This is a genomic window from Flagellimonas sp. 2504JD4-2, from assembly GCF_053642935.1.
Window position 1 is genome coordinate 36159 of record NZ_JBSIOV010000002.1, and the last position, 24010, is coordinate 60168.

General features: G+C 41.9%; 21 protein-coding genes and 1 other RNA gene. 13 read left to right on the forward strand and 9 right to left on the reverse strand.

Annotated elements, in window-relative coordinates; genetic code table 11:
- The first annotated feature begins 40 nt into the window (after positions 1-40).
- Positions 41-1771, forward strand: a complete 1731-nt coding sequence (locus tag ACULLH_RS06830; RefSeq protein ID WP_454087996.1) for a hypothetical protein — start codon at positions 41-43, stop codon at positions 1769-1771.
- A 6-nt stretch (positions 1772-1777) separates the two neighbouring features.
- Positions 1778-2434 (forward strand): SCO family protein, encoded by a 657-nt coding sequence (locus ACULLH_RS06835; protein WP_454087997.1) that lies wholly within the window; start codon positions 1778-1780, stop codon positions 2432-2434.
- A 20-nt stretch (positions 2435-2454) separates the two neighbouring features.
- Here the strand turns inward: ACULLH_RS06835 and ACULLH_RS06840 are convergent, their stop codons facing one another.
- A complete protein-coding gene (locus ACULLH_RS06840) occupies positions 2455-2937 on the reverse strand; it encodes a nuclear transport factor 2 family protein (protein ID WP_454087998.1) in 483 nt (160 codons plus the stop codon).
- A 71-nt stretch (positions 2938-3008) separates the two neighbouring features.
- Here ACULLH_RS06840 and panB point away from each other — a divergent pair, with 71 nt between their 5' ends.
- Positions 3009-3827: a 3-methyl-2-oxobutanoate hydroxymethyltransferase gene (panB, locus tag ACULLH_RS06845; protein WP_454087999.1), complete on the forward strand. Its 819-nt coding sequence runs from the start codon at positions 3009-3011 to the stop codon at positions 3825-3827.
- Positions 3828-3843: 16 nt separating this feature from the next.
- Positions 3844-4545 carry an RluA family pseudouridine synthase gene (locus ACULLH_RS06850; protein WP_454088824.1) on the forward strand — a complete coding sequence of 234 codons (702 nt, stop codon included), beginning with the start codon at positions 3844-3846 and terminating at the stop codon, positions 4543-4545.
- Here ACULLH_RS06850 and ACULLH_RS06855 read toward each other — a convergent pair.
- A complete protein-coding gene (locus tag ACULLH_RS06855) occupies positions 4542-6086 on the reverse strand; it encodes a hypothetical protein (RefSeq protein WP_454088000.1) in 1545 nt (514 codons plus the stop codon). The two genes, ACULLH_RS06850 and ACULLH_RS06855, sit on opposite strands and share 4 nt — an antisense overlap.
- Before the next feature lie 146 nt (positions 6087-6232).
- Here ACULLH_RS06855 and ACULLH_RS06860 point away from each other — a divergent pair, with 146 nt between their 5' ends.
- Complete coding sequence (locus ACULLH_RS06860) at positions 6233-7405, forward strand: 2-isopropylmalate synthase (RefSeq protein ID WP_454088001.1); 1173 nt, start codon at positions 6233-6235, stop codon at positions 7403-7405.
- Between the two features lie 27 nt (positions 7406-7432).
- The gene (leuB, locus tag ACULLH_RS06865; RefSeq protein WP_454088002.1) at positions 7433-8551 is read left to right on the forward strand and encodes a 3-isopropylmalate dehydrogenase; all 1119 of its coding nucleotides are present in this window, start codon (positions 7433-7435) and stop codon (positions 8549-8551) included.
- Here the strand turns inward: leuB and ACULLH_RS06870 are convergent.
- The gene (locus tag ACULLH_RS06870; RefSeq protein ID WP_454088003.1) at positions 8544-9788 is read right to left on the reverse strand and encodes a peroxiredoxin family protein; all 1245 of its coding nucleotides are present in this window, start codon (positions 9786-9788) and stop codon (positions 8544-8546) included. The genes leuB and ACULLH_RS06870 overlap by 8 nt on opposite strands.
- A gap of 128 nt (positions 9789-9916) precedes the next feature.
- On the opposite strand from ACULLH_RS06870, the gene pheT reads away from it, so the two are divergent.
- Positions 9917-12337 (forward strand): phenylalanine--tRNA ligase subunit beta, encoded by a 2421-nt coding sequence (pheT, locus tag ACULLH_RS06875; protein ID WP_454088004.1) that lies wholly within the window; start codon positions 9917-9919, stop codon positions 12335-12337.
- Here the strand turns inward: pheT and ACULLH_RS06880 are convergent, their stop codons facing one another.
- Complete coding sequence (locus ACULLH_RS06880; RefSeq protein WP_454088005.1) at positions 12338-12880, reverse strand: fasciclin domain-containing protein; 543 nt, start codon at positions 12878-12880, stop codon at positions 12338-12340. It abuts the gene before it with no gap.
- A gap of 258 nt (positions 12881-13138) precedes the next feature.
- On the opposite strand from ACULLH_RS06880, the gene ACULLH_RS06885 reads away from it, so the two are divergent.
- The gene (locus ACULLH_RS06885) at positions 13139-14560 is read left to right on the forward strand and encodes a BspA family leucine-rich repeat surface protein (RefSeq protein WP_454088006.1); all 1422 of its coding nucleotides are present in this window, start codon (positions 13139-13141) and stop codon (positions 14558-14560) included.
- 110 nt (positions 14561-14670) lie between these two features.
- The gene (locus ACULLH_RS06890) at positions 14671-15420 is read left to right on the forward strand and encodes a hypothetical protein (RefSeq protein ID WP_454088007.1); all 750 of its coding nucleotides are present in this window, start codon (positions 14671-14673) and stop codon (positions 15418-15420) included.
- On the opposite strand, the gene ACULLH_RS06895 is transcribed toward ACULLH_RS06890, so the two are convergent.
- On the reverse strand, positions 15421-17052 hold the full coding sequence (locus ACULLH_RS06895; RefSeq protein WP_454088008.1) for an ABC-F family ATP-binding cassette domain-containing protein: 1632 nt from the start codon (positions 17050-17052) through the stop codon (positions 15421-15423).
- A 172-nt stretch (positions 17053-17224) separates the two neighbouring features.
- Here ACULLH_RS06895 and ACULLH_RS06900 point away from each other — a divergent pair, with 172 nt between their 5' ends.
- Positions 17225-18607 (forward strand): TlpA family protein disulfide reductase, encoded by a 1383-nt coding sequence (locus ACULLH_RS06900; RefSeq protein ID WP_454088009.1) that lies wholly within the window; start codon positions 17225-17227, stop codon positions 18605-18607.
- 52 nt (positions 18608-18659) lie between these two features.
- Here the strand turns inward: ACULLH_RS06900 and fsa are convergent, their stop codons facing one another.
- The 4 genes from fsa to ffs form a co-directional block, all read right to left on the reverse strand.
- On the reverse strand, positions 18660-19316 hold the full coding sequence (fsa, locus tag ACULLH_RS06905; protein WP_454088010.1) for a fructose-6-phosphate aldolase: 657 nt from the start codon (positions 19314-19316) through the stop codon (positions 18660-18662).
- 97 nt (positions 19317-19413) lie between these two features.
- Entirely contained in the window at positions 19414-19833 is a 420-nt protein-coding gene (locus ACULLH_RS06910; protein WP_454088011.1) for a hypothetical protein, read from the reverse strand.
- 33 nt (positions 19834-19866) lie between these two features.
- Positions 19867-20676, reverse strand: coding sequence for an SDR family oxidoreductase (locus ACULLH_RS06915; RefSeq protein ID WP_454088012.1), 810 nt, complete (start codon positions 20674-20676; stop codon positions 19867-19869).
- Between the two features lie 58 nt (positions 20677-20734).
- Positions 20735-20833, reverse strand: an RNA gene (ffs, locus tag ACULLH_RS06920) — signal recognition particle sRNA small type.
- Positions 20834-20927: 94 nt separating this feature from the next.
- Here ffs and ACULLH_RS06925 point away from each other — a divergent pair.
- From ACULLH_RS06925 to ACULLH_RS06935, 3 genes are read left to right on the forward strand one after another with little or no spacing between them, the layout of a single operon-like run.
- Positions 20928-21977, forward strand: a complete 1050-nt coding sequence (locus tag ACULLH_RS06925; RefSeq protein ID WP_454088013.1) for a glutaminyl-peptide cyclotransferase — start codon at positions 20928-20930, stop codon at positions 21975-21977.
- Positions 21977-22372 carry an acyl-CoA thioesterase gene (locus tag ACULLH_RS06930; protein WP_454088014.1) on the forward strand — a complete coding sequence of 132 codons (396 nt, stop codon included), beginning with the start codon at positions 21977-21979 and terminating at the stop codon, positions 22370-22372. Before ACULLH_RS06925 ends, ACULLH_RS06930 begins: the two co-directional genes overlap by 1 nt.
- A complete protein-coding gene (locus ACULLH_RS06935; RefSeq protein ID WP_454088015.1) occupies positions 22369-23910 on the forward strand; it encodes a choice-of-anchor Q domain-containing protein in 1542 nt (513 codons plus the stop codon). Before ACULLH_RS06930 ends, ACULLH_RS06935 begins: the two co-directional genes overlap by 4 nt.
- Positions 23911-24010: the final 100 nt, after the last annotated feature.

Genomic DNA, 24010 nt, shown 5'->3' on the forward strand with positions numbered 1-24010 from the left:
CGTGCACAGAACACTGAATATTTACTTACAATCGAGTATCATGAAAACAAAACTAAGCTTGGCCGTATTGGTTATAGCATTACTTACGGTCGTTCATTTTTTGACAAAACCTTCTGCTTGGGAAATCTCTGGTCATCAGCAAAAAGCATCATTCAGCTTTATTAAATGCACCCCAACAACCTATTTGCTGGAAGTTGTGGACACCATGCAACAAATCGCTCCACTCTTTGAAAATTTAGGTGATTTGAGTTACAAGATCACTACGAAAAATGAAAAAGCACAAACTTTCTTTGACCAAGGCTTGAGACTTACCTACGCCTTTAATCATGCAGAAGCCCACAGATCATTCATGGAAGCTTCGCGTCTCGACCCCACCTCAGCAATGACTTTTTGGGGTCAAGCTTATGCCTTGGGTCCCAACATCAATGACCCATTACCCCCGGAGGAACGAAAGGTAAAAACAAACGAAGCCTTGGCAAAGGCCAAAAAGCTAAGTGCGAATGCAACAGCAAAAGAAAAAGCGCTGATCAATGCTCTTACAGCTAGGTACAGCGAAGATCTTACCAAAGATGTTGCCGAACTTAATATAGCTTATATGAACGCCATGGTTAAGGTTTTGGAAGACTATCCGGAAGATGCAGAGGTGCAGGTTCTTTATGCTGCTTCGGTCATGAACACTGTTCCATGGAATTACTGGGATGAAGATGGAAATCCTTCCCCAAACATTCCAGCGGCTAAAAAGGCCTTGGAAAAGGCCATGGAACTTAATCCAAACAATCCTGGCGCCCATCATTACTATATCCATATGGTGGAACTTCCGAAACCGGACTTAGGTGTGGCCAGCGCAGATAAGTTGGGCAAACTGATGCCCGCTGCAGGACATATAGTGCACATGCCAAGCCATATTTACATCAGGGTAGGACGCTATTTGGACGCTGTCACGGCAAATCAAAATGCGATTTTGGCTGATGAGGATTACATCTCCCAATGTTACTCTCAAGGCCTTTATCCTTTAGGATACTATCCGCACAACATTCATTTTCTGTGGTCCGCCGCTAGCTTACTGGGCAATAGTGATATTGCAATTGACGCAGCCAAGAAAACTGCTGAGAAAGTTCCAACAGGAGAGTTGATTACCATGCCATTTTTGCAAGATTTTGCCTCAACACCGATGCTGGCCTATACACGCTTTGGCAAATGGAACGAGATTTTGACCATTCCCGCGCCAAACAAGGATATCAAACACCTGAACCTCATACGCCATTACGCTAGGGGGATGGCCTTTATCCGAAAGGGAAACAGCAAGGAGGCCCAGGAAGAATTGGATGCTATCAAGGCCTTGAAAGAGGATCCAGAGTTGGAAAACTTGGTTGCAACCGCGCACAATCCTTCCATTAATTCAGCAAACATCGCCTATGAAGTGATTGCCGGGGAATTGGCAGCACTGAATGGTGATACGTCCAAAGCCATTGAGCACCTTAAAAAAGCGGTGGAATTTGAGGATGGACTTACGTATACGGAGCCGGCGGCTTGGCATATTCCAACAAGGCAAAATTTGGGAGCTATGCTGATGAATGCCAAAAAATATGAAGCAGCTGAAAAAGTCTATCGTGAAGATTTGGAGGTACTCCGACAAAACGGTTGGTCGCTAATGGGCCTTCACAATAGTTTGAAAGCCCAAGGCAAAACAACTGAAGCAGAAAAAATAAAAGCAGAGTTTGATAAAGCATGGGAACATGCCGACCTCTCAATTACGACCTCAGTACTGTAACAATAGATGTCAATTAGAAAGTATAAGCAATCCAAAAGGCTGATGGTATTTTTGACCATCGGTCTTTTAGTAGCTTTTTATTTGACAGCTAGAACTAGTTCTAAACTACCCGTCTTAGGTCCGGAGGATTTTAATGCTGCTTTAGTGGATGAGAGTGTAGAACAAGGCACCAAAACACATCGTGTCTTAGATTTCAGTTTGGTCAATCAACATGGGAAAGTTGTAACACAATTGGATTATGAGGATAAGATATATGTTGCGGATTTCTTTTTTACCCGCTGCCCAAGTATCTGTCCGATAATGGCCAATAACATGGGGAAACTTCAGGAAAGTTTTTTAGATGATGATGATATCATGCTTTTATCCATATCCGTGACACCTGAAATGGACAATGTCCCTATTTTGAAGGAATATGCGGAACGAAATGGCGTTATCGACTCCAAGTGGAACATCACAACAGGTGACAAACAGCATATTTACAACCTAGCGCGCAAAAGCTATTTTGCCGCAGTTGATGAAGGCGATGGGGGTTTGCAAGATTTTATTCACACCCCAAATTTTGTGTTGGTCGATAAAAAGAAACAAATAAGAGGTGTCTACGATGGAACCCAAGACGAACACATTCAACAGTTAATTGATGACATCAAGAAATTATCCAGATAACACCTCGTTCGAAAACACCATTACTCTTCCAAACAACCTGCCCTACCCCTGGTATCTATTAAATAGATAATCTTCCATTCTCCATCAAAATTGATAAGCTGGAACGAATTGATTCCGCAGTGACTGAAATTGCCATTCAACCAAAACTCATAACCCACCCAGGCATTCGCCATGGTTCTATCCACCTGAATCGAAAATGAGGTCAATTTCTCTTGAAAACTTATGCTATCGGGAATACTGGTGATTGAAGTAATTAGGTTGGCAAACTCCTCTGTCCTAAACATGGTTTTGCCCTCCTTATTTCTTCCTGTGGTCTGGAGCACCACATGGTCGGCAACCGTGCTCTTCATAATGGCGGAATCCTGTTTATGAAAACCGTCAAAAAATGTTTCGATAACCTGTTTTACGGCTTGTTGATCATCAAGCTCTGGAGGGTTCGGTCCCTGGGCTTTGCAAATAACCAATGAAAATAATGCAAGGAGAAAAGAAATGGATGTTTTCATGCTGTCTTGTTTTTTGATTGCAGTTCAATTTAAACAAATCTGCTTACTTTTAGCAGGTAAAACCGAACAGAATGTCAGTTGCAAAAAAAGAATATAAGCGGGTCACGGTAAAATCATTGATCGAGATGAAGCAAAACGGTGAAAAAATCTCCATGCTCACATCCTACGATTATTCCATGGCCAAAATTGTAGATGCTGCGAATGTGGATGTTATTTTGGTTGGGGATTCGGCCAGTAATGTCATTGCAGGTCATGAAACCACCCTCCCCATCACGCTGGATCAAATGATCTATCATGCCAGTTCGGTAGTCCGGGCTGCCAAAAGAGCTTTGGTTGTGGTTGATATTCCTTTCGGAAGCTATCAAAGTGACTCAAAAGAGGCATTGCGTTCTGCTATCCGAATAATGAAAGAAAGTGGCGCCCATGCCGTAAAAGTTGAAGGAGGCTCGGAAATAAAGCAGTCCGTTTCCCGTATTCTTGAAGCAGGAATTCCGGTAATGGGACACTTGGGACTTACACCACAATCAATCTACAAATTTGGCACCTACACTGTAAGAGCCAAAGAGGAAGAAGAGGCGCAAAAATTGAAGGAAGATGCCAAGACCTTGGAAGAATTGGGTTGTTTTGGGATCGTGCTGGAAAAAATACCGGCCAAATTGGCCAAAGAAGTGGCTGAAAGTGTATCCGTCCCTATTATTGGCATTGGCGCTGGAAACGGAGTGGATGGCCAAGTTTTGGTTGTGCACGACCTTTTAGGGATGACGCATGAGTTCAATCCCCGTTTCCTCAGAAGATATATGAATCTTTACGAAGATATGGGCAATGCCATCTCGCAATACGTAGATGATGTGAAGAGCAGGGACTTTCCGAACGACAACGAGCAATACTAATTATCAATTTTCCATTATCAATTTTCCATTATCCAATAAATCCACATCTTCCAACCTAGATGTTGTCTACGAGGACAACCACCTTATTGTAGTCAACAAGCGCTCGGGTGATATTGTCCAAGGTGATAAAACTGGGGATTCTCCATTGAGTGAGGTGGTAAAACAGTATCTGAAAAAGAAGTATGATAAGCCAGGAAATGTCTACCTGGGGGTGGTCCATAGGTTGGACAGACCTACTTCGGGGATTGTACTATTCGCCAAAACGTCCAAGGCCCTCCCCAGGTTAAACAAATTGTTTGCGGAAGGCAAGACCAAAAAAATCTATTGGGCGGTGGTTAAAAATCCACCTTTCAATGAAAATGAAACCCTGGAACACTGGCTGGTGCGCAATCCCAAACAAAATAAATCCTACGCCCATAACAAGGAAGTTCCGAATAGCAAGAAAGCGGTTTTGAGCTATGCGGTCCTTAAAAAATTGGATTCCTACACCTTACTGGAAATTCATTTAAAAACGGGCAGGCACCACCAAATTAGAGCCCAATTGGCCGCAATAGGATGTCATATAAAAGGGGATTTGAAATATGGCGCGGCTAGAAGTAATAAGGATGGTGGCATTCATTTGCATGCCAGAAGTCTGGAGTTGGAACATCCCGTTAAAAAGGAGCTTGCAACCTTTGTCGCCAAACCTCCCGACGATCCTGTTTGGAACGATTGCTAGCGGGTAATTGCCAACGCCTTCTCGCGAATGATCTGCCCCACCGGCTTGTTGTGCAGGTGGCTCTCCAACCAGGAAAGGATATCCAGATATAAGAACGCCCTTTTTTCATAAGGATGATGCTCATATTTCTTGAGCTCGCTATAAAGTTTTTGAAACTCGTTCTTGAGCTCACTCGGATAAATATCACCCAAACTTCTCAGGAACTTGATCATCTCTTTTTGCACCGCGTGCAGATCGTTCATTTTCAACAAAAACTTATAGGTACTCTTTAGCTGTACTTCCAAATGATAATCCATGCCCGCTTCATAGTGCGCAACCAAGCTTAAAACCCTTGCAAAGCACATCAGATCTTCCCGCATTTTCAGATTCTTGTTGGAAATGATTCTTTTTAAATAAACAATGCAATTTTTATGGTCCCCATTTCCAAAATACAAGCAGGCTATTTTATAGTACAACAACATGATGTGGTGCTCATCAATTCTGTCCCTATGTTTTTTGATTCCGTATTCAATAATGTTGACGAGATAGAGTCCTCTATCAAAAGTTCCCTCCAAAAAATGAAGGTTAAGTTTGTTCGAGTTGATGTACAAGAAAGCCAGGGAGGAAATATTATCGTTTTGGGGAAAATTAGAACTATTTACTTGCTCCTCCAGTTTTTCAAGTGTTTCTTTAAATTGCGAACTGTATTTCACAAAAAATAAGGATTCTAGCAAATAATGATTTCCTTTTAAGAAAAATACAGGATTCAGATTTATCATCTCTTCATTATCATAGAAAAGATCTACCCATTTACTTGCATACTTATAGGACGATAAGAAATCCTGAATCAATAAACTGTACCACAAGTGCGCCTTGTAGAGCCATAGTTTTTCCCTAAAGCCAAGGTCTTCCAAATTGTAATCCGGTAAGTGGGTTTCAAAATAGTTTTTTACCCCTTGTAAATCTTCATCATTTCGCACATATCCAACCTTAAGCATCATTCCATATAACTGAAGCGATAGATTGGACAGTTTGCTGGTCATTACGTTATGCTCAGAGAGTTCTTTGGCTTGCAAAGCAAGCTCATCGGCCCTATCCGGAATACTCCGGGTTATGTACTGGGTCTCTATGATTTTTTCCAGCTCAACGATTTCATAGGCCACATTCTTCTCCTCGTTTTCAATGGCGAAATTCTTGGCCTTGTCCAAAATTTTCAAACTTTGTTTGTACAATCCTTTTTGATACAGAATTGTGGCAAAATCGAGCTGTTCCCGAATTTGCACCCGGATGTTCTGATTTACGGGATTAAGCCTTAAACTGACCAATATTTGCTTATAAAGGTGTGCCTTTAGATTGGACAACTGTGCTTTCTTTACGATTCCGCTCTCTAATATCTGACGCTCATCATACTTCTTCATCTTATCCAATAAGTTGAAAAGTGCCAAGAATTTAGCGTCCGTATTCACCCCAAGTCTTCCCACATAAAGCTTAAACTGCCTCTTTTCCGATTTGGAAAGTGATTTGATCAATACAAACAAAGTGTCCTTGTGAGCATTTGTCATCGTAAAAAATATAAATTAACTATTTGTATTTCAATACATTAACCTTATTGAAATACAATTTAACGTTGTAATGGATTTAGGGGCCATCTGGTTCATGCAAACTGCTACTTTATCTTCGTATAGCTTAGACAAAACAGACTAAAATAATGGCTAAAGATAAGGTACAAATTTTTGATACAACACTAAGGGATGGAGAACAAGTCCCAGGGTGTAAATTGGATACTGAGCAAAAGTTGATTATTGCCGAACGTTTGGATGAACTGGGGGTTGATATCATAGAAGCTGGTTTCCCCATCTCTAGTCCAGGAGATTTTAAGTCCGTGCATGAAATAGCCAAACTGGTAAAAAATGCTACAGTTTGCGGATTGACCAGGGCAGTGAAGAAAGATATCGAAGTGGCCGCAGATGCGATTAAAATTGCAAAAAGGCCGCGTATCCATACAGGGATTGGTACTTCCGATTCCCATATCAAGTACAAATTCAATTCAACTCGGGATAAAATCATAGAGCGTGCCGTTGACGCCGTGGCTTATGCCAAAACATTTGTTGAAGATGTTGAATTTTATGCAGAGGATGCTGGGCGCACCGACAATGAGTATTTGGCTCAGGTCTGTGAAGCAGTCATCAAAGCTGGAGCAACTGTTTTAAACATTCCGGACACCACAGGTTATTGTTTGCCTGAGGAATATGGAGCCAAGATGAAATACCTCAAGGAAAATGTCAATGGAATTGACAAGGCTATCTTGTCTTGTCATTGCCATAACGACCTTGGCTTAGCAACTGCCAATTCCATTTCCGGGGTTATCAACGGGGCCAGGCAAATTGAATGTACCATCAATGGTATTGGCGAGCGTGCTGGTAATACTTCATTGGAAGAAGTGGTTATGATTTTGAGGCAGCATCCCTACCTAAACCTTGATACAGGTATCAACAGTCAGTTGTTGTTGGACACTAGTCAAATGGTCTCCCAGAAAATGGGCATGCCGGTGCAACCCAACAAGGCCATTGTAGGTTCTAATGCTTTCGCGCATAGCTCAGGTATCCATCAAGACGGTGTTATCAAACAGCGTGAGACGTACGAGATTATCGACCCTAAAGATGTTGGGGTGAGTGAATCATCCATAGTGCTTACCGCAAGAAGTGGCCGTGCGGCTTTGGCGTATAGAGCCAAGAATGTGGGTTACGAATTGACCAAATTGCAGTTGGATGTGGTTTATGACAACTTCCTAAGATATGCTGACCGTAAGAAGGAAATCATGGATGAGGATATTCATGAGATCATTGAAACAAGTGATGTATCCATCCAAAGTTTGGCATAACCAAAGCTTGAAACAAAATCCCTATAGATGAATCTTAACATTGCTTTGCTGCCAGGAGATGGTATAGGACCAGAGGTCTTGGCCCAGGCAGTGAAGTGTTTGGAAGCAGTAGAAGAAACCTTCAATCACAATTTTACTTATAAAGAAGCTTTGGTTGGTGCCATTGCCATTGATAGGAAAGGTAGTCCCCTCCCTCCCAACACCCTGGCACTTTGCAAAGAAGCTGACGCCGTACTTTTTGGAGCAATTGGGGATCCAAAATATGACAACAATCCAGAAGCCGAGGTGCGACCTGAGCAGGGATTGTTGAAGCTTAGAAAAGAATTGGGGCTCTATACCAATATCAGGCCCGTAAAAGTATTTCCCTCGCTTATCCACAATTCTCCTTTGAAAAAAGAGATAATCTCGGGCACTGATTTTACCATCTACCGTGAGTTGACCGGTGGAATCTATTTTGGTAAAAAGCATTTGAACGAAGAAGGCACCGTTGCCTCAGATCTTTGTGAATATTCAGAAAAAGAGATTTCGCGAATAGCCCACTTGGCTTTTAAAGCGGCCAAAAATCGAAGGAAAAAGCTAACCCTTGTCGATAAGGCCAATGTGCTGGAATCATCGAGGTTATGGCGTAAAGTTGTGGCCAGAATCGGGGAAAGTTATCCTGATGTAAACTTGGAATATTTGTTTGTTGACAATGCGGCAATGCAAATCATTCTAAATCCAAGCCAATTTGATGTTATTCTGACCGAGAATATGTTCGGTGATATCATTTCGGATGAAGGAAGTGTTATTGGTGGATCCATTGGTCTTTTGGCCTCTGCCTCTGTCGGTGATGAAAATGCGATGTTCGAACCTATACATGGGTCCTACCCTCAAGCGAAAGGAAAGGACATTGCCAATCCCATAGCCTCAATATTATCGGCTGCCATGTTATTGGAGCACTTTGGGTTATTTGAAGAAGCCATGGCTGTTCGTGAGGCCGTTGACAAATCATTACAAAAAGGAGTAGTCACTCCCGACCTTGACGCGAATAGTCAGTACGGGACCAATCAAGTCGGCGATTTTATAGCAGAAAATATTGTGGACAGTGATGATGACTTCAATATGAACGATGAGAACATCGATTTAGGAAAGTCCACTATTATTTAAAAGTTTCTTCTTCCGTAGCCGTCAATTCCCGAATGGTTTGGTCAAATTCTTTTGTGAAATTGGTATAACGCTCACCCGTAGCTGGACCGTTAAACCCGGTATGTATTTTTTTCACTTCCCCTGTTTTATCAATATAAATTGTAGTAGGATAGGATAATACATGGTTTAACATTGGTAGTTTTTCATTGGCCTTTTTCTTGTTCGATGTTTCGTACTGGGCCAGCAGCACAGGATAGTTCAATCCCTCCCGCTTCACCAATCTATTTATGCCTTCCAATGCTTTCTCCTCTGTTTTGGCATATTCAAAGGCCAGGGCAACCAATTCTACGTCCAAATCCGGGTTTTTCTTGAAATAATCCACATAGAAGCGGGTTTCATCAAGACAATTGGGGCACCAAGTACCCATAATCTGCACCAAAACAGGTTTATCCTTAAAGCGGTCATCAGACATACTTATCACATTCCCATTTGTATCTGGAAAAGAAAAATCAAATCGATCATACCCTTCTTTCAAATAGGTTAGTTCGTTGGGATCAGGCAGTTCGAAGGCTTCGTTACGCTTGGCAACGAATTTCTCAACCGAATGATTACCTGAGTAGAAAACGCCCTCTAAAATCGTATCGGTAATCTTAGCCGTGAACAAAAACACATGCGTTCCATCAAAAGTTGACAGCTTTAAACTATCCCCATTAACAACCCCATCCAGATATCTGTAATCTCCAGTCAATGTTCTGAAGGTGCCTTTTATCTTGTTTCCATTCTGCATAAATATCCCCATGGCAGGGTATTCCTCATCCGTTCCAATATCAAAATGGGTTTCCCAAATTCCTGAGATATCCATTTTGGGCTCGGAACCAATTTCAAAACGATCGCGTTTACCATGAACGGCATAAAATGGAACCGTTCGGTCCAAACTTTCTTTGATAAAACTCCCTTGAATTGCTTTTTCTGAAAAAGTACCTGTGACAAATCCTTCAAAAACAGGCATTTGAATATGTATGGAATCTCCGGTTATCAGTATTTCATCAACCTCAATGACTTCCTCGGCGTTATAAATTTCCATCTTGTAGTTCCCTTCGGGACCTTTGGACAAGCTAAAAGTAAAGGGTAAAGCATCGTTCGCAGAAACATCCATTTTCGCCCACCAATCACCCAAAGCAAGTGTTTTTTCCTCCTTCTGTTCGCACGAAGTGAAAAACAAAGACACAGTCATCAGTACTAACCAGATTCTTTTCATAATTCCAAGAGATTGTATCTGAAGGTCTAAAATACAACCTAAAACTTACATCATTCCCATTCCCATCCATTATTTACATTGAATCTCTTTCGCTATTGTTATATATTTGTCCACTTTAAATTTGGGGTATGAAGATTTCTTACAACTGGCTAAAGCAATTTTTGCAGATTGATTGGGATTCGCAGAAAACCGGGGAATTGTTGACAGATCTTGGTTTGGAGGTTGAAGGTATTTACAGTTTTGAATCAGTTAAAGGAGGATTGCAAGGTGTGGTTGTAGGACATGTGCTTACCTGTGATAAGCATCCCAATGCTGACCGATTGAAATTGACCACTGTGGATGTTGGAGACAAAACTCCCCTACAGATTGTGTGTGGTGCACCCAATGTTGAAGCAGGCCAAAAAGTACCCGTAGCGACCATTGGTACTACCCTATACACCAAAGAAGGTGAATCTTGGCAGATAAAAAAAGGCAAGATCAGAGGAGAGGAAAGCCATGGGATGATCTGTGCTGAAGATGAGTTGGGCATTGGTGAAAGCCATGATGGGATTATGGTGCTCAGTGAAACTCTTAAGCCAGGAACACCATGTTCCGAAGTGTTTGAAATTGAAAATGACGAGGTCTTCGAAATTGGGCTAACACCCAATCGTGCCGATGCCATGAGCCATTTCGGCGTTGCCAGGGATTTGAAAGCCGGGCTTGAGCAATTGGAAATACAAAGAGGTTTGGTCACCCCATCTACCAGTAATTTTTCCATTGATAACCGATCCTTAAAAATTGATGTCGAAGTTGAGGACAGTCAGTTGGCTCCAAGATATTGCGGAGTGACGATTAGTAACATTATTGTCCAGGAATCTCCTGATTGGTTAAAAAATAGATTGAAAGCCATTGGTTTGTCCCCCATTAATAATATTGTGGATGTCACCAATTATGTGCTGCATGAACTCGGACAGCCGCTACACGCCTTCGATGCCAATAAAATTAAGGGTAACAAGATTGAGGTAAAGACTTTGCCCGCAGGCACCAAATTCATCACTTTGGATGATGTGGAGCGCGAGTTGCACGAGGATGATTTAATGATATGTGATACCGAAAAGCCCATGTGTATTGCAGGAGTTTTTGGCGGGAGCTATTCAGGGGTCACTGAAAATACCACCTCCATTTTCTTGGAGAGTGCCTATTTTGACCCAATTTCCATCCGAAAATCAGCCAAAAGACACGGCCTAAATACGGATGCTTCGTTCCGTTTTGAAAGAGGTATCGACATTAACATGACGGAATATGCCCTTAAAAGGGCCGCAGCATTGATCCGAGAAATAGCCGGTGGTGATATCAGCTCTGAAGTAGTTGACCTCTATCCTAAAAAAGTTGATGAGCGTCACGTATTCCTCACCTTTGATAAAATCAACTCCTTGATTGGACAAGAAATTCCAAGAGATACCATCAAGCGGATCTTAGCTTCACTGGAAATTAAAGTGAACAACGTGACCGAGTCAGGCTTAGGGCTAACCATACCCAGTTACCGAGTGGATGTGGAACGTGAGGTTGATGTAATCGAAGAAATCCTACGTGTTTTTGGGTACAACAACATCGACCACAAAGAGAAGTTAACCGCCTCGATTGCCCAGTCGTCGCGATTTGAAAACCATAGAATCCAGGATGTTGTTGCAGATATCATGGTATCTCAAGGATTTTACGAGATCATGACCAATAGTTTGGTCGCTGCCGGGACCCAAAATATTTTGGAATCAGAGAAGAAAATGGTGGGCATGCTCAATCCGTTGAGTTCTGACCTGTCAGTTTTGAGAACATCAATGTTGTTTTCTGGACTACAATCTGTGAGTCACAACCATAACCGTCAGAAAACAGATTTAAAACTGTTTGAATTCGGAAAAACATATCATAAAAAGGGCTCAAAAAACATTGAAAAGCAACACCTGTCCATCTACATCACTGGAAACCGTGCAGGGCAAGCTTGGACCGCAAACCCAACTGCAACGGACTTCTTCTACTTAAAAGGAATCGTGGGCTATGTGCTTCAGCGATTGGGACTACAAGATGTGATTACCGAACCTTATGAAGGTGATGTGTTTTTGGAAGGCTTGAGTCTTAGTTACAACAAAAAAGTATTGGTCACATTCGGATTGGTAAACAAATCCCTGCTAAAGGAATTTGACATTAAACAAGATGTGTTTTACGCTGATTTTGATTGGGATGCCATTCTGAAAAACATCCAAACCCAGAACATAACCTTTAAGGATATTGCAAAATTCCCAGAAGTGACCCGTGACCTCGCTTTATTGCTTGATGAGGGAGTTGCTTTTAAGCAGGTTTATGACTTGGCCTGGGGTACTGAAAAGAACCTCTTGAAGAAGGTAAACTTGTTTGATGTCTATACCGGGAAAAATCTCCCCAAAGGGAAAAAATCCTATGCGGTCAGCTTCACCTTATTGGATGACAAGAAAACCTTGACCGATAAGCAAATAGACAAAATAATGGCCAAGCTAACGACCAGATTTCAAAAGGAGCTTGGAGCAGAGCTTCGTTGATTACATTTGCGAAGGCTGGATCACGCTGTCGATTTCGTGAATGATGCCATTTTTCTGATTTACATCAGCAACAGTGATTCGGGCAGTATTCCCAACTGGATCGGTAAGTACAATGTTGAGTCCGTCCATATGTGCCCTTAACTTTTTTCCTTGAATGGTAGTAAAACTTGCTTTCCCGTTACCTTGGCACATAGCTCGTAACATTTTGGAAGCGGTCAAATGGCCTGCAACAATATGATAGCCCAACAGGGATTTTAATTCACTCTTATCTTTGGAATTGATAAGTTCTTGCATTTTGTCATTGGAAAACCGCTCAAAGGCAGCATCCGACGGAGCAAAAATTGTGAAAGGCCCCGATTTGTCCAAAATGTCCTCCAGTTCACTTGCCTTAACCGCTGCAAAAAGCATTTTATAACGTTCAGATTCAAGCGCATCCTGCGAAGTTGATTCCGTGGGAATTAACTCGGTGGATTCTTGTGCTGAAATCGTTAAGGTTAGGGCAAAACAGAGGCAGAGTAATATACTTTTGAATGGGGCTTTCATGGTGTTCTGAGATTTGGGACTTTTGTTGGTTAAGGTCTCGTTATTTTGTTTTATACGTTCAAATGCAAAAAACTTCGTTAAGGTACACTTTTTTTATTCATATGCAGCTTTTTCTTCGTATCCATTTTTAAGTTTTTAACGTTTTATTAACATTTCTTTTTTTCATCCGTCAATTAAAACAGCACTTCCATAAATTGTTGTAAGATTAATCATCGATTATGGTCAATTTTGGCTTCGTCTAACCCAAAAAAATGACCTATGAAACTCAAGCACTTTAGTGTCTTTCTATTGACCTTTTTGCTTATCGGAATTTATTCTTGCAGTAATGATGATAATTCGACACCCGATACTATAGCGAACCCAGATCCAGACCCTGATCCAGAACCAGAACCAGATCCGGTTAATAACGCACCTGAGATTACTGCCCAAGGGTTTGTTGCCTACGAGAACGTTGCCGACACTGATGTTATAGGAATCATAGAAGTGACTGATGCCGACGGTGATGCGCTTACCTTTAGCATTACTGATAATGACAATGACCTTTTTGAGATAAGCGATGCAGGGGTCCTAAGTTTGGCTACAGGTCAAAATCTGGACTTCGAGACGATAACTGAACATACCATAAGTGTTACGATAAGCGATGGAGTGGATGAAGCCTCCGCGGAGATTACCATTACCGTGGAAAACGTGATTGAGAGCTTGTTCGAAGACCCGGGGTCTTTTATCACCAAATGGAGCATCCCTTCGGATGGTTTTGAGCTTGAGATAGGTCTGGGGGAAGTTGGTGATCATGATTTTGATTTTACCATAGATTGGGGTGATGGCACGGTGGAAGAATTCGTCGTAACTGATCCTGACCCGGAAAACAATGATCACATCCTTCATGCGTATGCAACTGCAGGCGAGTATTTGGTGGCCATTAAAGGAGATTTTCCAGCAATTAAAATGTCTGTGGTGGCTACTGTATCCCAAGAAGCTTTAATAGGTATTGAACAATGGGGTAGCATTGCATGGAAATCTTTTATAGGAGCATTCCGTAAGGCTACTAATTTATCTGAATATAACGCTACGGATATCCCGGATTTAAGTAATGTTCAGTCATTGGAACATACGTTTGCGTATTGCGAAAACTTTAATGGTGACATTGGGGATTGGGATGTTTCAAACATTACGAATATGGGCCTTATGTTTTATAAAGCAACTTCCTTTAACCAGGATATTAGTAGTTGGGACACTTCAAATGTTGAAGATATGCGGTCCATGTTCGTTAATGCATATGCCTTTAACCAAGATATCAGTGGTTGGGATACTTCCAAGGTAACAAACATGACCACCATGTTCTATTATGCAACTGCCTTTAACCAAGACATAAGCCAATGGGATGTATCCAAAGTAACGAGCTTCAAACAAATGCTCGAGGGAACAGAAAATTTTGATCAAAACCTAGGAGCTTGGGTCATGGCTACCGACGCTGACATGACCCGTATGTTATATCATTCGGGGCTTTCCATTGAAAACTACTCCAGCACCTTGGTTGCTTGGGCTGAAAGGGCAGAAACACCATCCAATATTACGTTGGGAGCTGAAGGTCTTATTCTCAACTGTGAAGGACAAGTTGCCAAAACCGTTCTTGAGGGTAAAGGTTGGATTATTACCGATGACGGTACCAACTGTCCATAAGCCAAGGTTTAAATTAACGCTAACTCAATACATGTACACCGTAGGAGCCATGCCTGCGGTGTTTTTTTATTACCAATCGTACTCCAGATTTGGTGTACAATTGATTAAATTTGAGAGAATTATCAAGGAAAAGGGATGTCATGTTTTGGGATAAGACCGATATAGCGGAGAAATTGCAACAACTGAAATTCAGACAGCAGAAGGAGCAGGAGCTTTTAGAGCAGGTTAGAGTTGTTCTTGAGAAAGATGCAGCGCACCAATCCAATATATTGAATGCACTTGAAGAAACATCCTCTGCAGCTCTCAATGATTTTGATTTTGACCTCCTCGAGACACGAAGAATTTTCCATCTCAATGAGATAAAGCAAATCTGTATCGATTATCGTTTGCGTTTTTTGGACAGTCGCTATTTCAAGGCGGAAATTCCGCAGTCGGCCATTTCAGAAATCAAGAGATTGGAAAAATTGCACGATACCCAACTCAAGGGATTCAAAATTATGGCACCCTCCAAACTCTTTAAGCTGGAAGACAAGGACGACCCCCTACTCTTTGCCCCCATTGGAAACAATTATTTCTATCTTGTGCATAAATGGGGAAATGACCTTCACCCTATGAGAAAACTATTGGTCTGGCCTTTTAAGAGTATTGTCAACCTCACCCTGTTTGTCCTATTGATAAGCTATCTGGTAACCTTGATGGTGCCCGATGGACTTTTTTCGAAAAATGATTCTTCCGCGGAATTCTGGATCATCTTTTTCTTTATGTTCAAATGCATCGCATCCGTAGTTATCTTTTACGGATTTGCCCTCGGTAAAAACTTCAACCCAGTTATCTGGAACAGTAAATACAACAAAACCTGATTACACGACCGTAACGGCGTACATCTTCTCCCGCTGCTCCTTAATGGCCTTGTCAGACATATAGTCATCAAAGGTTAAATAGCGATCTATACAACCTTTAGGGGTAATTTCGATGATTCTAGTGGCCACCGTATGCACAAACTCGTGGTCATGCGTTGTAAGCAATACAGTTCCTTTAAAATTCTTCAGGGAATTGTTAAAAGCGGTAATACTTTCCAAATCCAAATGGTTTGTGGGCTCATCCAACTGTAAAACGTTGGCGCGAAGCATCATCATGCGGCTCAACATGCAACGCACTTTTTCACCTCCTGAAAGCACAGTACATTTCTTTAGGGCCTCCTCTCCACTGAACAACATTTTCCCCAAGAAACCACGGATGTAAACTTCCTCTCTCTCTTCTTCCGTTTTGGCCCACTGGCGCAACCAATCCACAAGGTTTATATTCTCCTGGAAATAGGAAGCGTTATCTGCCGGCAAGTACGATTGGGTAGTGGTCACGCCCCATTGGTAAGATCCTGAGTCTGCCTTAATTTTTCCGTTGATAATGTCATAAAATGCGGTAGTGGCCCTTGAATCCTTGGAAATAATGGCAACCTTATCCCCTTTGGCCAAGTTGATGTTGACATCTTGGAACAGCAAATCACCATCCTCTGAGGTTGCAGCAAGTTTTTCCACATTCAAAATTTGGTCTCCGGCCTCACGTTCGCGATCAAAAATAATCGCTGGATATCTTCGACTTGAAGGCTTTATATCCTCAACCTTCAATTTTTCCAACATCTTTTTACGCGATGTTGCCTGCTTGCTCTTTGCAACGTTGGCGCTAAATCGCTGAATAAATTCTTGAAGTTCCTTCGCTTTGTCCTCAGCCTTCTTGTTTTGCTGTGCACGCTGACGCGCCGCCAACTGACTACTCTGGTACCAGAAGGTATAGTTTCCTGAGAATAGATTGATCTTTCCAAAATCGATATCCGCGATACTGGTACAAACCGCATCCAAGAAGTGACGGTCGTGGGAAACCACGATTACCGTATTATCATAATTGGCCAAAAAGTTCTCCAACCAATTGATGGTTTCATAATCCAAGTCGTTGGTAGGCTCATCCATGATCAAAACATCAGGATTTCCAAAAAGCGCTTGGGCCAAAAGTACCCTTACCTTCAATTTGGAATCCATATCGCCCATATTGGTGTAGTGCAATTCTTCCGTAATTCCCAAATTGGACAACATGGCGGCCGCATCACTATCGGCGTTCCATCCGTTCATTTCTTCAAACTGTACCTGGAGCTCGCCTATCTTCTCCGCATTTTCATCGGTATAATCGGCATATAGGGCATCTATTTCTTTCTTTATTTTGAACAAGGGCTTGTTTCCCATGACCACGGTCTCCAAAACTGGAAATTCGTCATATGCATTGTGGTTCTGTTCCAAAATGGACATCCTTTTTCCGGGTTCAAGACTCACCACACCCGATGTAGCCTCAATTTGTCCGGAAAGAATCTTTAAAAAGGTGGATTTTCCAGCTCCGTTGGCCCCAATAATCCCATAACAATTGCCTTGTGTAAAGGTTACGTTTACCTCATCGAACAAGACTCTTTTTCCAAATTGGACCGATAAATTTGATACTGATAACATGAAGCTTCGAATTTTTGCGCAAAAATAGCTAAAACCAACCCTTATTACCAATTTAAATCCACTTTATTAAACCACACAATAACAAGCTTTTGCAACTTTTAACTCAGCATTAACAAGGAAGGTTTTTAGGTATGCTTAATTTTGTTGGTCGAACAAGAAGGTATCCCTTTATATGACAAGACTTTTACTCAGCCTCTCCCTTCTTTCAGTTTTGGCATGCTCCACGAAGTCTCGGGAGTGTCCAACGGTATTTTTTGGAGGGGAGATTGTAAATCCCACGAGTGATTATGTCGTACTTTATAAGAATGATAATTATATCGATTCTGTAAGGCTGGACAAGGGTAATCGCTTTGCTTTCAATTTACAAGGCATCGAAGAAGGGCTTTATCATTTTGACCACAGTCCAGAACTCCAATATCTCTATTTACAAGAAGGTGACAGTATCCTCATCCGGTTGAATACAAAAGAGTTTGATGAGTCTTTGGTCTTTTCCGGTCGCGGAAGTGAAATCAACAATTTTTTGATTGAGATGTTCCTTACCCATGAGGAGGAGGAACCTCAGATCTATGAGTATTACGCGTTAGACCCTGAGGCATTTGCCCAAAAGGTAGATTCCCTTCGTGCCGAAAAAATTGCCCATCTCAAAGAATTGGAAGAGCATTATCCGCTGACTGAAAAGGTATCCTCCATGGCGATGGCCACCATAGATTATCATAATTTTTCATTTAAAGAGAAGTATCCCTTCAAACATAAATGGAAAAAAAGAGCTGAGACCATCCCAGAATTACCGGTTAACTTTTATGCCTTCAGGAAGCAAGTTGATCTTAATAATGGTGAGCTCACCTATTTTAGACCCTATTTAGATTATCTTAAATATCACTTTGGCAATGTCGCTTATGTAAGCTGTATGAAGGGTTGCGGTGTCCAAGAGAAACCATCATACGATTATCTCCACTTTAACAAGCACACCATAAAATTGGTAGATAGCCTTGTGCAACATGATGATCTTAGAAATGTGCTTTTTAGAAATATCGCAATGGCCTATTTGCTGAACGAACATAGTCCAAGTAAAGAATGTCAATCGTTTATAGACAAGTACAAATCCCTCTCCACGAATGAAAAACATCAGGAAGAAATAGAGGAGCTTTATGTAGGAATACAAAGGTTACAGCCCAACAGCAACCTTCCTGATCTTTCTGTTACGGACATGGACAACAACCAGGTTTCGTTGAAGGAAATAAGTAAGGAAAAGAATACGGTCTTCTATTTTTGGTCCGCATCACAGAAAGGGCATTTTAAAAATGTTCACAAGCGGGTAGCCAAATTGAAGAAGAAACATCCTGATTACAATTTTGTGGGCATCAATCTGAAAACAGGTTACGCTCAATGGCATGGAATGGTTGAAGAGCACCAATTGGATAAATCCAATCAATACCATGGCGGGAATTTTGAGGAAATCCAGATGGCCATGATCATCGACAACTTAAACAAATGTGTTATCTCCAAGGATACCGTTGTGGTCGATGCCTTTGCCAATCTTTACACTTCCCTATAAAAAAGCCCCGAAATTAATTTCAGGGCTTATCAAATTGAAAATCTTCAATGTACTAGGCATTTCCTTTGCGGTAGTCCGCCAAGAACTTTTCTAGACCTATATCGGTAAGTGGATGTTTCAATAATCCGGTGATGGACGAAAGTGGTCCTGTCATCACATCAGCTCCAATTTTAGCACAATCGATCACGTGCATGGTGTGACGGATCGAGGCTGCCAATATTTGGGTCTCAAAAGCATAGTTATCATAAATCTGACGGATTTCTGCAATTAGGTTTAATCCATCGGTCGAAATATCATCGAGTCTTCCCAAGAAGGGAGAAACATAGGTAGCTCCCGCTTTAGCGGCCAAAAGAGCTTGTCCCGCTGAAAACACCAAGGTACAATTGGTACGGATTCCGTTGTCAGAAAAATATTTAAGGGCCTTTACGCCATCTTTGATCATAGGCACCTTCACCACAATTTGCTCGTGCAATTTTGCCAACTCCTCCCCTTCTTTCACCATGGCATCAAATTCTGTGGCAACCACTTCTGCAGAAACATCACCTTCAACAATGTTACAGATATCAACGTAGTGCTTTAGAATGTTCTCTTTGCCCGTGATGCCCTCTTTGGCCATCAAAGATGGGTTCGTGGTAACACCATCCAAGACACCTAGTTGTTGTGCCTCTGCAATTTGGTCAAGATTGGCCGTATCAATAAAAAATTTCATGCTTCTTATGCTGTTTTAAGTTGTAATACAATTCGTTGCGAATTTACAACATAAAGAAGCCTATACCGCTATTATTGGGTAAAATATATGTTACGCCTCAATCTATGACCTGAATCGTGAAATCCCTTATCGTGGATTCTGAACATGTGGGACTACGATCTATACCATCATAATCATAGGCTTCCACAAACAATTCCACCTGAAATCTGTAAGTCCCAGTTTCCTCGGGAATACCGAAAAACTCGATCGATCTTCTATTGACGTCATAGAAAATTCCCGGGGGAAGTTGACCTATGACATCAAAAAAATAGTCATAATCGTTATCGTTGACCTCATTGCTTATTTCTGCAGTAATAAAGTCCTCGTATCGTTCATCTACCACGCCCACAAGCAATTGCTTCTGATGGATCTCTGGGTTGATATTAAAAACACACTCGTAAATTTCGTCGCAACTGTAGAAAATGAATGCGAACGAAGCTGCTATGCAAATCCTAAATATTCTTTTACTTTTCTCCATGTTTTTGAATGAATCAAAAAACATGCCATCACGTTACAGCTTGTAATGGTTGAGCAGTAATTTCTCGTAAATCTTACCGGGTAAGATTCGTTTCAAAAGTAGCGAAAGCCTTTGCGTAAATTCACCTACAGGCTGATGGATCTTAGGGCTTTTGCTTTGAATTATGGCATGCACTTTTTTCGCCACTTCCATCGGATCTCCTCCATCATCAACATGTTCGTTCATAAGGTTCAGGCTTTTTTGATACACCTCTTCATAGGCAGAACCTTTTACTACTGGGGCATGGTAGCGACCAGCCGCAATATTGGTGGCAAAATCCCCCGGGGCCAGATTGGTAATGGAAATTCCAAAACTCTTGGTTTCCATGCGCAACGCTTCCGTGATCAATCCCAAAGCACCCTTGGTGGCCGAATAATAGCCTCGGAATGGCAATCCCATATAACCGGCGATGGAAGTTACATTGATGATCAGTCCGCCCCCCTGCTTTCGCATCTGCGGAAGTACAGCTTTCATCATATGCACAGGGCCGTTAAAGTTGATGTCGAAAACATTCAATATTTCCTCATGCGGTGTCTCTTCAATGGGTCCGGTTATACCCACTCCGGCATTATTGATGAGCACATCCAATCTGTCTTCTTTTGAAATGACATGGGCCACTGCATTTTGGACACTCTCCGGTTGTTTTACATCCAACTGAACCAGTTCAAAAGCATCAAAATCAGGATAGTTGTTTGGATTTCTCGCGGTTCCATATACTTTAAAATCCTTGGAGGTCAAATACGTACCAATAGCTTTCCCAATGCCCGATGAACCACCAGTAATCAAAACAACTTTTTTATCCATTATCGCAGTTTACTTTTGAATGGGAAAGATACATGATTATCAGAATTTAGGGCACAAAAAAAGGCAAGCTACCTACATCGCACCGCTACGACCGCATACCCTTGCTGCGTTCCCACCCTGGGGGATTTTGCAGGAGCTGGTCGTGTAGGACTTGCCAAATGCAAATATACGACCTTTTAAATTTGCTGCAATCCCATTTCATTCTTAATTTCGATGCAATGCGATAAATGATGAAACACGAACTTAGAACTATGGTCAAGTTACTTTCAATTTTTGGCTTTTTGCTCTTTTTTTTGGGATGCGGTGGCGAAACAGATCCCGCTAAACTTTTTTCCATCCAACTGGAAGGAAAGAAGAGCAAATTCCAACAAAATGAGGAGGTTGGCGTTGCCATTAAGAACAAGAAAAATATTGACCTTTCCGATGTAAGCTATTCCATGGACGGCAAACAACTTCCGTTGTCCAACGGAAAAATAAAATTGGACCTTCCAACCTTGGGAAACAAAAAATTGGTGGCTAAAATTAGTTTTGGGGAGGAATCCGTGGAGATTTCAAAAAAAATAAGGCTTTTGGCTGCAAACGCCCCTGAAATATACACTTATGAGATCATCAATACCTATCCACACGATACCAAGGCATATACACAAGGATTGGAATTCAGCAACGGAATGCTTTATGAAAGCACGGGTAAAAAGGGAGCATCGACCGTCAGGAAAGTGAATTTTGAAACTGGTGAGATCCTTGAAAAAGTTGACTTGGACAATACCGTTTTTGGTGAGGGGCTTACCCTATTGAACAATCAATTGTACCAACTGACCTGGCAAAGTGGCTTCGGTTATGTATACAACCCTGAAAATCTTGAAAGAATCAAAAGTTTTACCTACGGTGAAAGCCGTGAAGGCTGGGGCCTCTGCAACGACGGTAGCAAATTGTTCAAAAGCGACGGCACGGAAAGGATCTGGTTCTTGGACCCTGCTACCTTGGAGGAACAGGGGTATATCGAAACCGTGACGAACAAATCCATTTTCAACAAGGCCAACGAATTGGAATATGTGGATGGAAAAATCTATGCCAACGTATATCAGAAAGAAAGCATGATGATCATTGATGCAACTTCCGGAGCCATTGAAGGGGTCATCAATTTTGGGGGATTAAAAAGCAAGGTGAAAAAAGGCGCGGACTGGGACGATACCAATTCCGTACTCAACGGAGTGGCCTACCATCAAGAACGCGGTACTTTTTTCGTGACCGGTAAAAACTGGGACAAACTCTTTGAGATCAAAATCCGTAAGAAAAACTAATGCATTCCTATACCGAGGTTTTTGAGGTAGCTTCTGAAGATTTGGATGAACTCGATCATGTAAACAACATCAGGTATGTAGAATGGATACAGGGTGCCTCTAAAAAGCATTGGTTCAAGGCAACGGACATTGCAACTAGAAAAGACTTGGTATGGGTAGTGAAGAATCATAATATCACCTACCTTAAATCGGCCAGATTGGGAGACAGCATACAAATACATACCTATATTAAGGAAACCAAGGGACCTATTTCAAAAAGAGTGGTAGAAATCAAAAACAATAAAACCGGTGCACTACTAGTTAAAGGTATTACGGAGTGGTGCTTATTGGATGCCACCACCTTCAAGCCCAAACGGGTTCCCAAAGCTGTCCAAGATCTATTCAACAAAGCATGAAATGTTCCCTGGTCAAATCTTCTGCCCTACTTTCCCTACTGGTTCTGGCCATTTCATGGAGCTCGTGCCGAAAGGATTTTGATTACGTTCCCAGCTCTGGCAATCTGCAATTTTCCAAGGATACCGTTTTTCTAGATACCATTTTCACCAATATTGGCAGTGCTACCTATACCCTAAAAGTATATAACCGCAGCAGCGAGGACGTTTTAATTCCGTTTGTAGGCTTGGAAACCGGGCAATCCAGCAGCTACCGACTCAATGTTGATGGACAAGCGGGAAAAGAATTCAATGATGTGCCCCTATTGGCGAAGGATAGCCTCTTTGTATTCATCGAGACCACCTTTGATGTATCCCAAACCCCGGAAAACGAGTTTTTGTACACAGAGGGCCTCTTGTTCGGCTCAGGAGATAGTCAACAAACGGTAGAATTGGTCACCCTGGTCAAGGATGCAGTGTTCTTGTATCCTGCAACCCTGTCCAATGGCACAAAGGAAACTCTGGTGCTTGGTCTGGATGAAAACGGCAATGAGATCCGTGTGGAAGGTTTTTATATGGAACCGGGTGAATTACAGTTCACCAACGAAAAACCTTATGTGATCTATGGTTATGCAGCCGTACCGGAAGGAAACACCTTGACCGTCGATGCTGGAGCCCGGGTACATTTTCATAACAATTCAGGTCTTTTGGTCAGTTCTGGTTCCTCCTTGCATGTGAATGGACTATTAAGCGATGATCCCGAGCTTCTGGAAAATGAAGTGATTTTTGAAGGTGACAGACTTGAGCCCACTTATGCCGATGTCCCGGGACAATGGGGAACGGTATGGCTTCGTGAAGGCAGTATCGATAACCAGATCAACCATCTGACCCTAAAAAATGCCACCATTGGACTCCGCGCTGAAGGTGACGGAGTACTTTCAAACCCCATATTGACCTTAAGGAACTCCCAGATAAGCAATAGCGTCAGCAACAACATTTGGGCGATTACCTCTTATATTGTGGCAGAGAATAGCGTTTTGGGTGGTTCCGGAAGCAGTTCCTTTTACGGCAACAATGGTGGAAAGTATCGGTTCACCCACTGCACTTTGGCCAATTATTGGAACAATGGCATCCGTACCTGGCCTACGTTGGCTTTGGACAACTTCTCCACCAATTCCACCCAAGCCCTGGAGGAAGCCACTTTTATCAATTGTATAGTTGATGGCAGTATGAGACTTGAACTTTCATTTCAGCGGGATTCTGGTGCTGACTTCAATATTAGCTTCGAAAATTCCATGATACAGTTTAATGATTCCGACAATCAGTTCGAAGGAAATCCACTTTATGATTTTTCAGATACAGGTTTGTATCAAAATATAGTGCTGAACGAAGACGCGGATTTTACCGCTCCTTTTCAAGATCAATTTACCATCGGAGAAAATTCTGCCGCGATCAATGCTGCAAATCCGAACATAATTCCTGCTATTCCGATAGACATTTTAGGAAATGACCGTAGCCCAAACCCTGACATTGGGGCGTACGAATTTGTTATAGAAAATTAGTTTTTCTCAAAATTTTATGAGAAAAATCACATGAAATGCCTGATTTTGAGGGAAATCCATAGTTTTTTTAAGGGAAATCTGCAATAGGTTTTTTCAACTC

What these genes read in the sequence shown, in the direction of transcription:
- ACULLH_RS06835 (WP_454087997.1), top strand. Translation starts at nt 1,778, where the DNA reads ATGTCAATTAGAAAGTATAAGCAATCCAAAAGGCTGATGGTATTTTTG.
- pheT (WP_454088004.1), top strand. Translation starts at nt 9,917, where the DNA reads ATGAAGATTTCTTACAACTGGCTAAAGCAATTTTTGCAGATTGATTGG.
- ACULLH_RS06900 (WP_454088009.1), top strand. Translation starts at nt 17,225, where the DNA reads ATGACAAGACTTTTACTCAGCCTCTCCCTTCTTTCAGTTTTGGCATGC.
- ACULLH_RS06930 (WP_454088014.1), top strand. Translation starts at nt 21,977, where the DNA reads ATGCATTCCTATACCGAGGTTTTTGAGGTAGCTTCTGAAGATTTGGAT.
- ACULLH_RS06910 (WP_454088011.1), bottom strand. Translation starts at nt 19,833, where the DNA reads ATGGAGAAAAGTAAAAGAATATTTAGGATTTGCATAGCAGCTTCGTTC.
- ACULLH_RS06860 (WP_454088001.1), top strand. Translation starts at nt 6,233, where the DNA reads ATGGCTAAAGATAAGGTACAAATTTTTGATACAACACTAAGGGATGGA.
- ACULLH_RS06885 (WP_454088006.1), top strand. Translation starts at nt 13,139, where the DNA reads ATGAAACTCAAGCACTTTAGTGTCTTTCTATTGACCTTTTTGCTTATC.
- ACULLH_RS06870 (WP_454088003.1), bottom strand. Translation starts at nt 9,788, where the DNA reads ATGAAAAGAATCTGGTTAGTACTGATGACTGTGTCTTTGTTTTTCACT.
- ACULLH_RS06830 (WP_454087996.1), top strand. Translation starts at nt 41, where the DNA reads ATGAAAACAAAACTAAGCTTGGCCGTATTGGTTATAGCATTACTTACG.
- fsa (WP_454088010.1), bottom strand. Translation starts at nt 19,316, where the DNA reads ATGAAATTTTTTATTGATACGGCCAATCTTGACCAAATTGCAGAGGCA.
- panB (WP_454087999.1), top strand. Translation starts at nt 3,009, where the DNA reads ATGTCAGTTGCAAAAAAAGAATATAAGCGGGTCACGGTAAAATCATTG.
- ACULLH_RS06855 (WP_454088000.1), bottom strand. Translation starts at nt 6,086, where the DNA reads ATGACAAATGCTCACAAGGACACTTTGTTTGTATTGATCAAATCACTT.
- leuB (WP_454088002.1), top strand. Translation starts at nt 7,433, where the DNA reads ATGAATCTTAACATTGCTTTGCTGCCAGGAGATGGTATAGGACCAGAG.
- ACULLH_RS06915 (WP_454088012.1), bottom strand. Translation starts at nt 20,676, where the DNA reads ATGGATAAAAAAGTTGTTTTGATTACTGGTGGTTCATCGGGCATTGGG.
- ACULLH_RS06895 (WP_454088008.1), bottom strand. Translation starts at nt 17,052, where the DNA reads ATGTTATCAGTATCAAATTTATCGGTCCAATTTGGAAAAAGAGTCTTG.
- ACULLH_RS06880 (WP_454088005.1), bottom strand. Translation starts at nt 12,880, where the DNA reads ATGAAAGCCCCATTCAAAAGTATATTACTCTGCCTCTGTTTTGCCCTA.
- ACULLH_RS06840 (WP_454087998.1), bottom strand. Translation starts at nt 2,937, where the DNA reads ATGAAAACATCCATTTCTTTTCTCCTTGCATTATTTTCATTGGTTATT.
- ACULLH_RS06935 (WP_454088015.1), top strand. Translation starts at nt 22,369, where the DNA reads ATGAAATGTTCCCTGGTCAAATCTTCTGCCCTACTTTCCCTACTGGTT.
- ACULLH_RS06925 (WP_454088013.1), top strand. Translation starts at nt 20,928, where the DNA reads ATGGTCAAGTTACTTTCAATTTTTGGCTTTTTGCTCTTTTTTTTGGGA.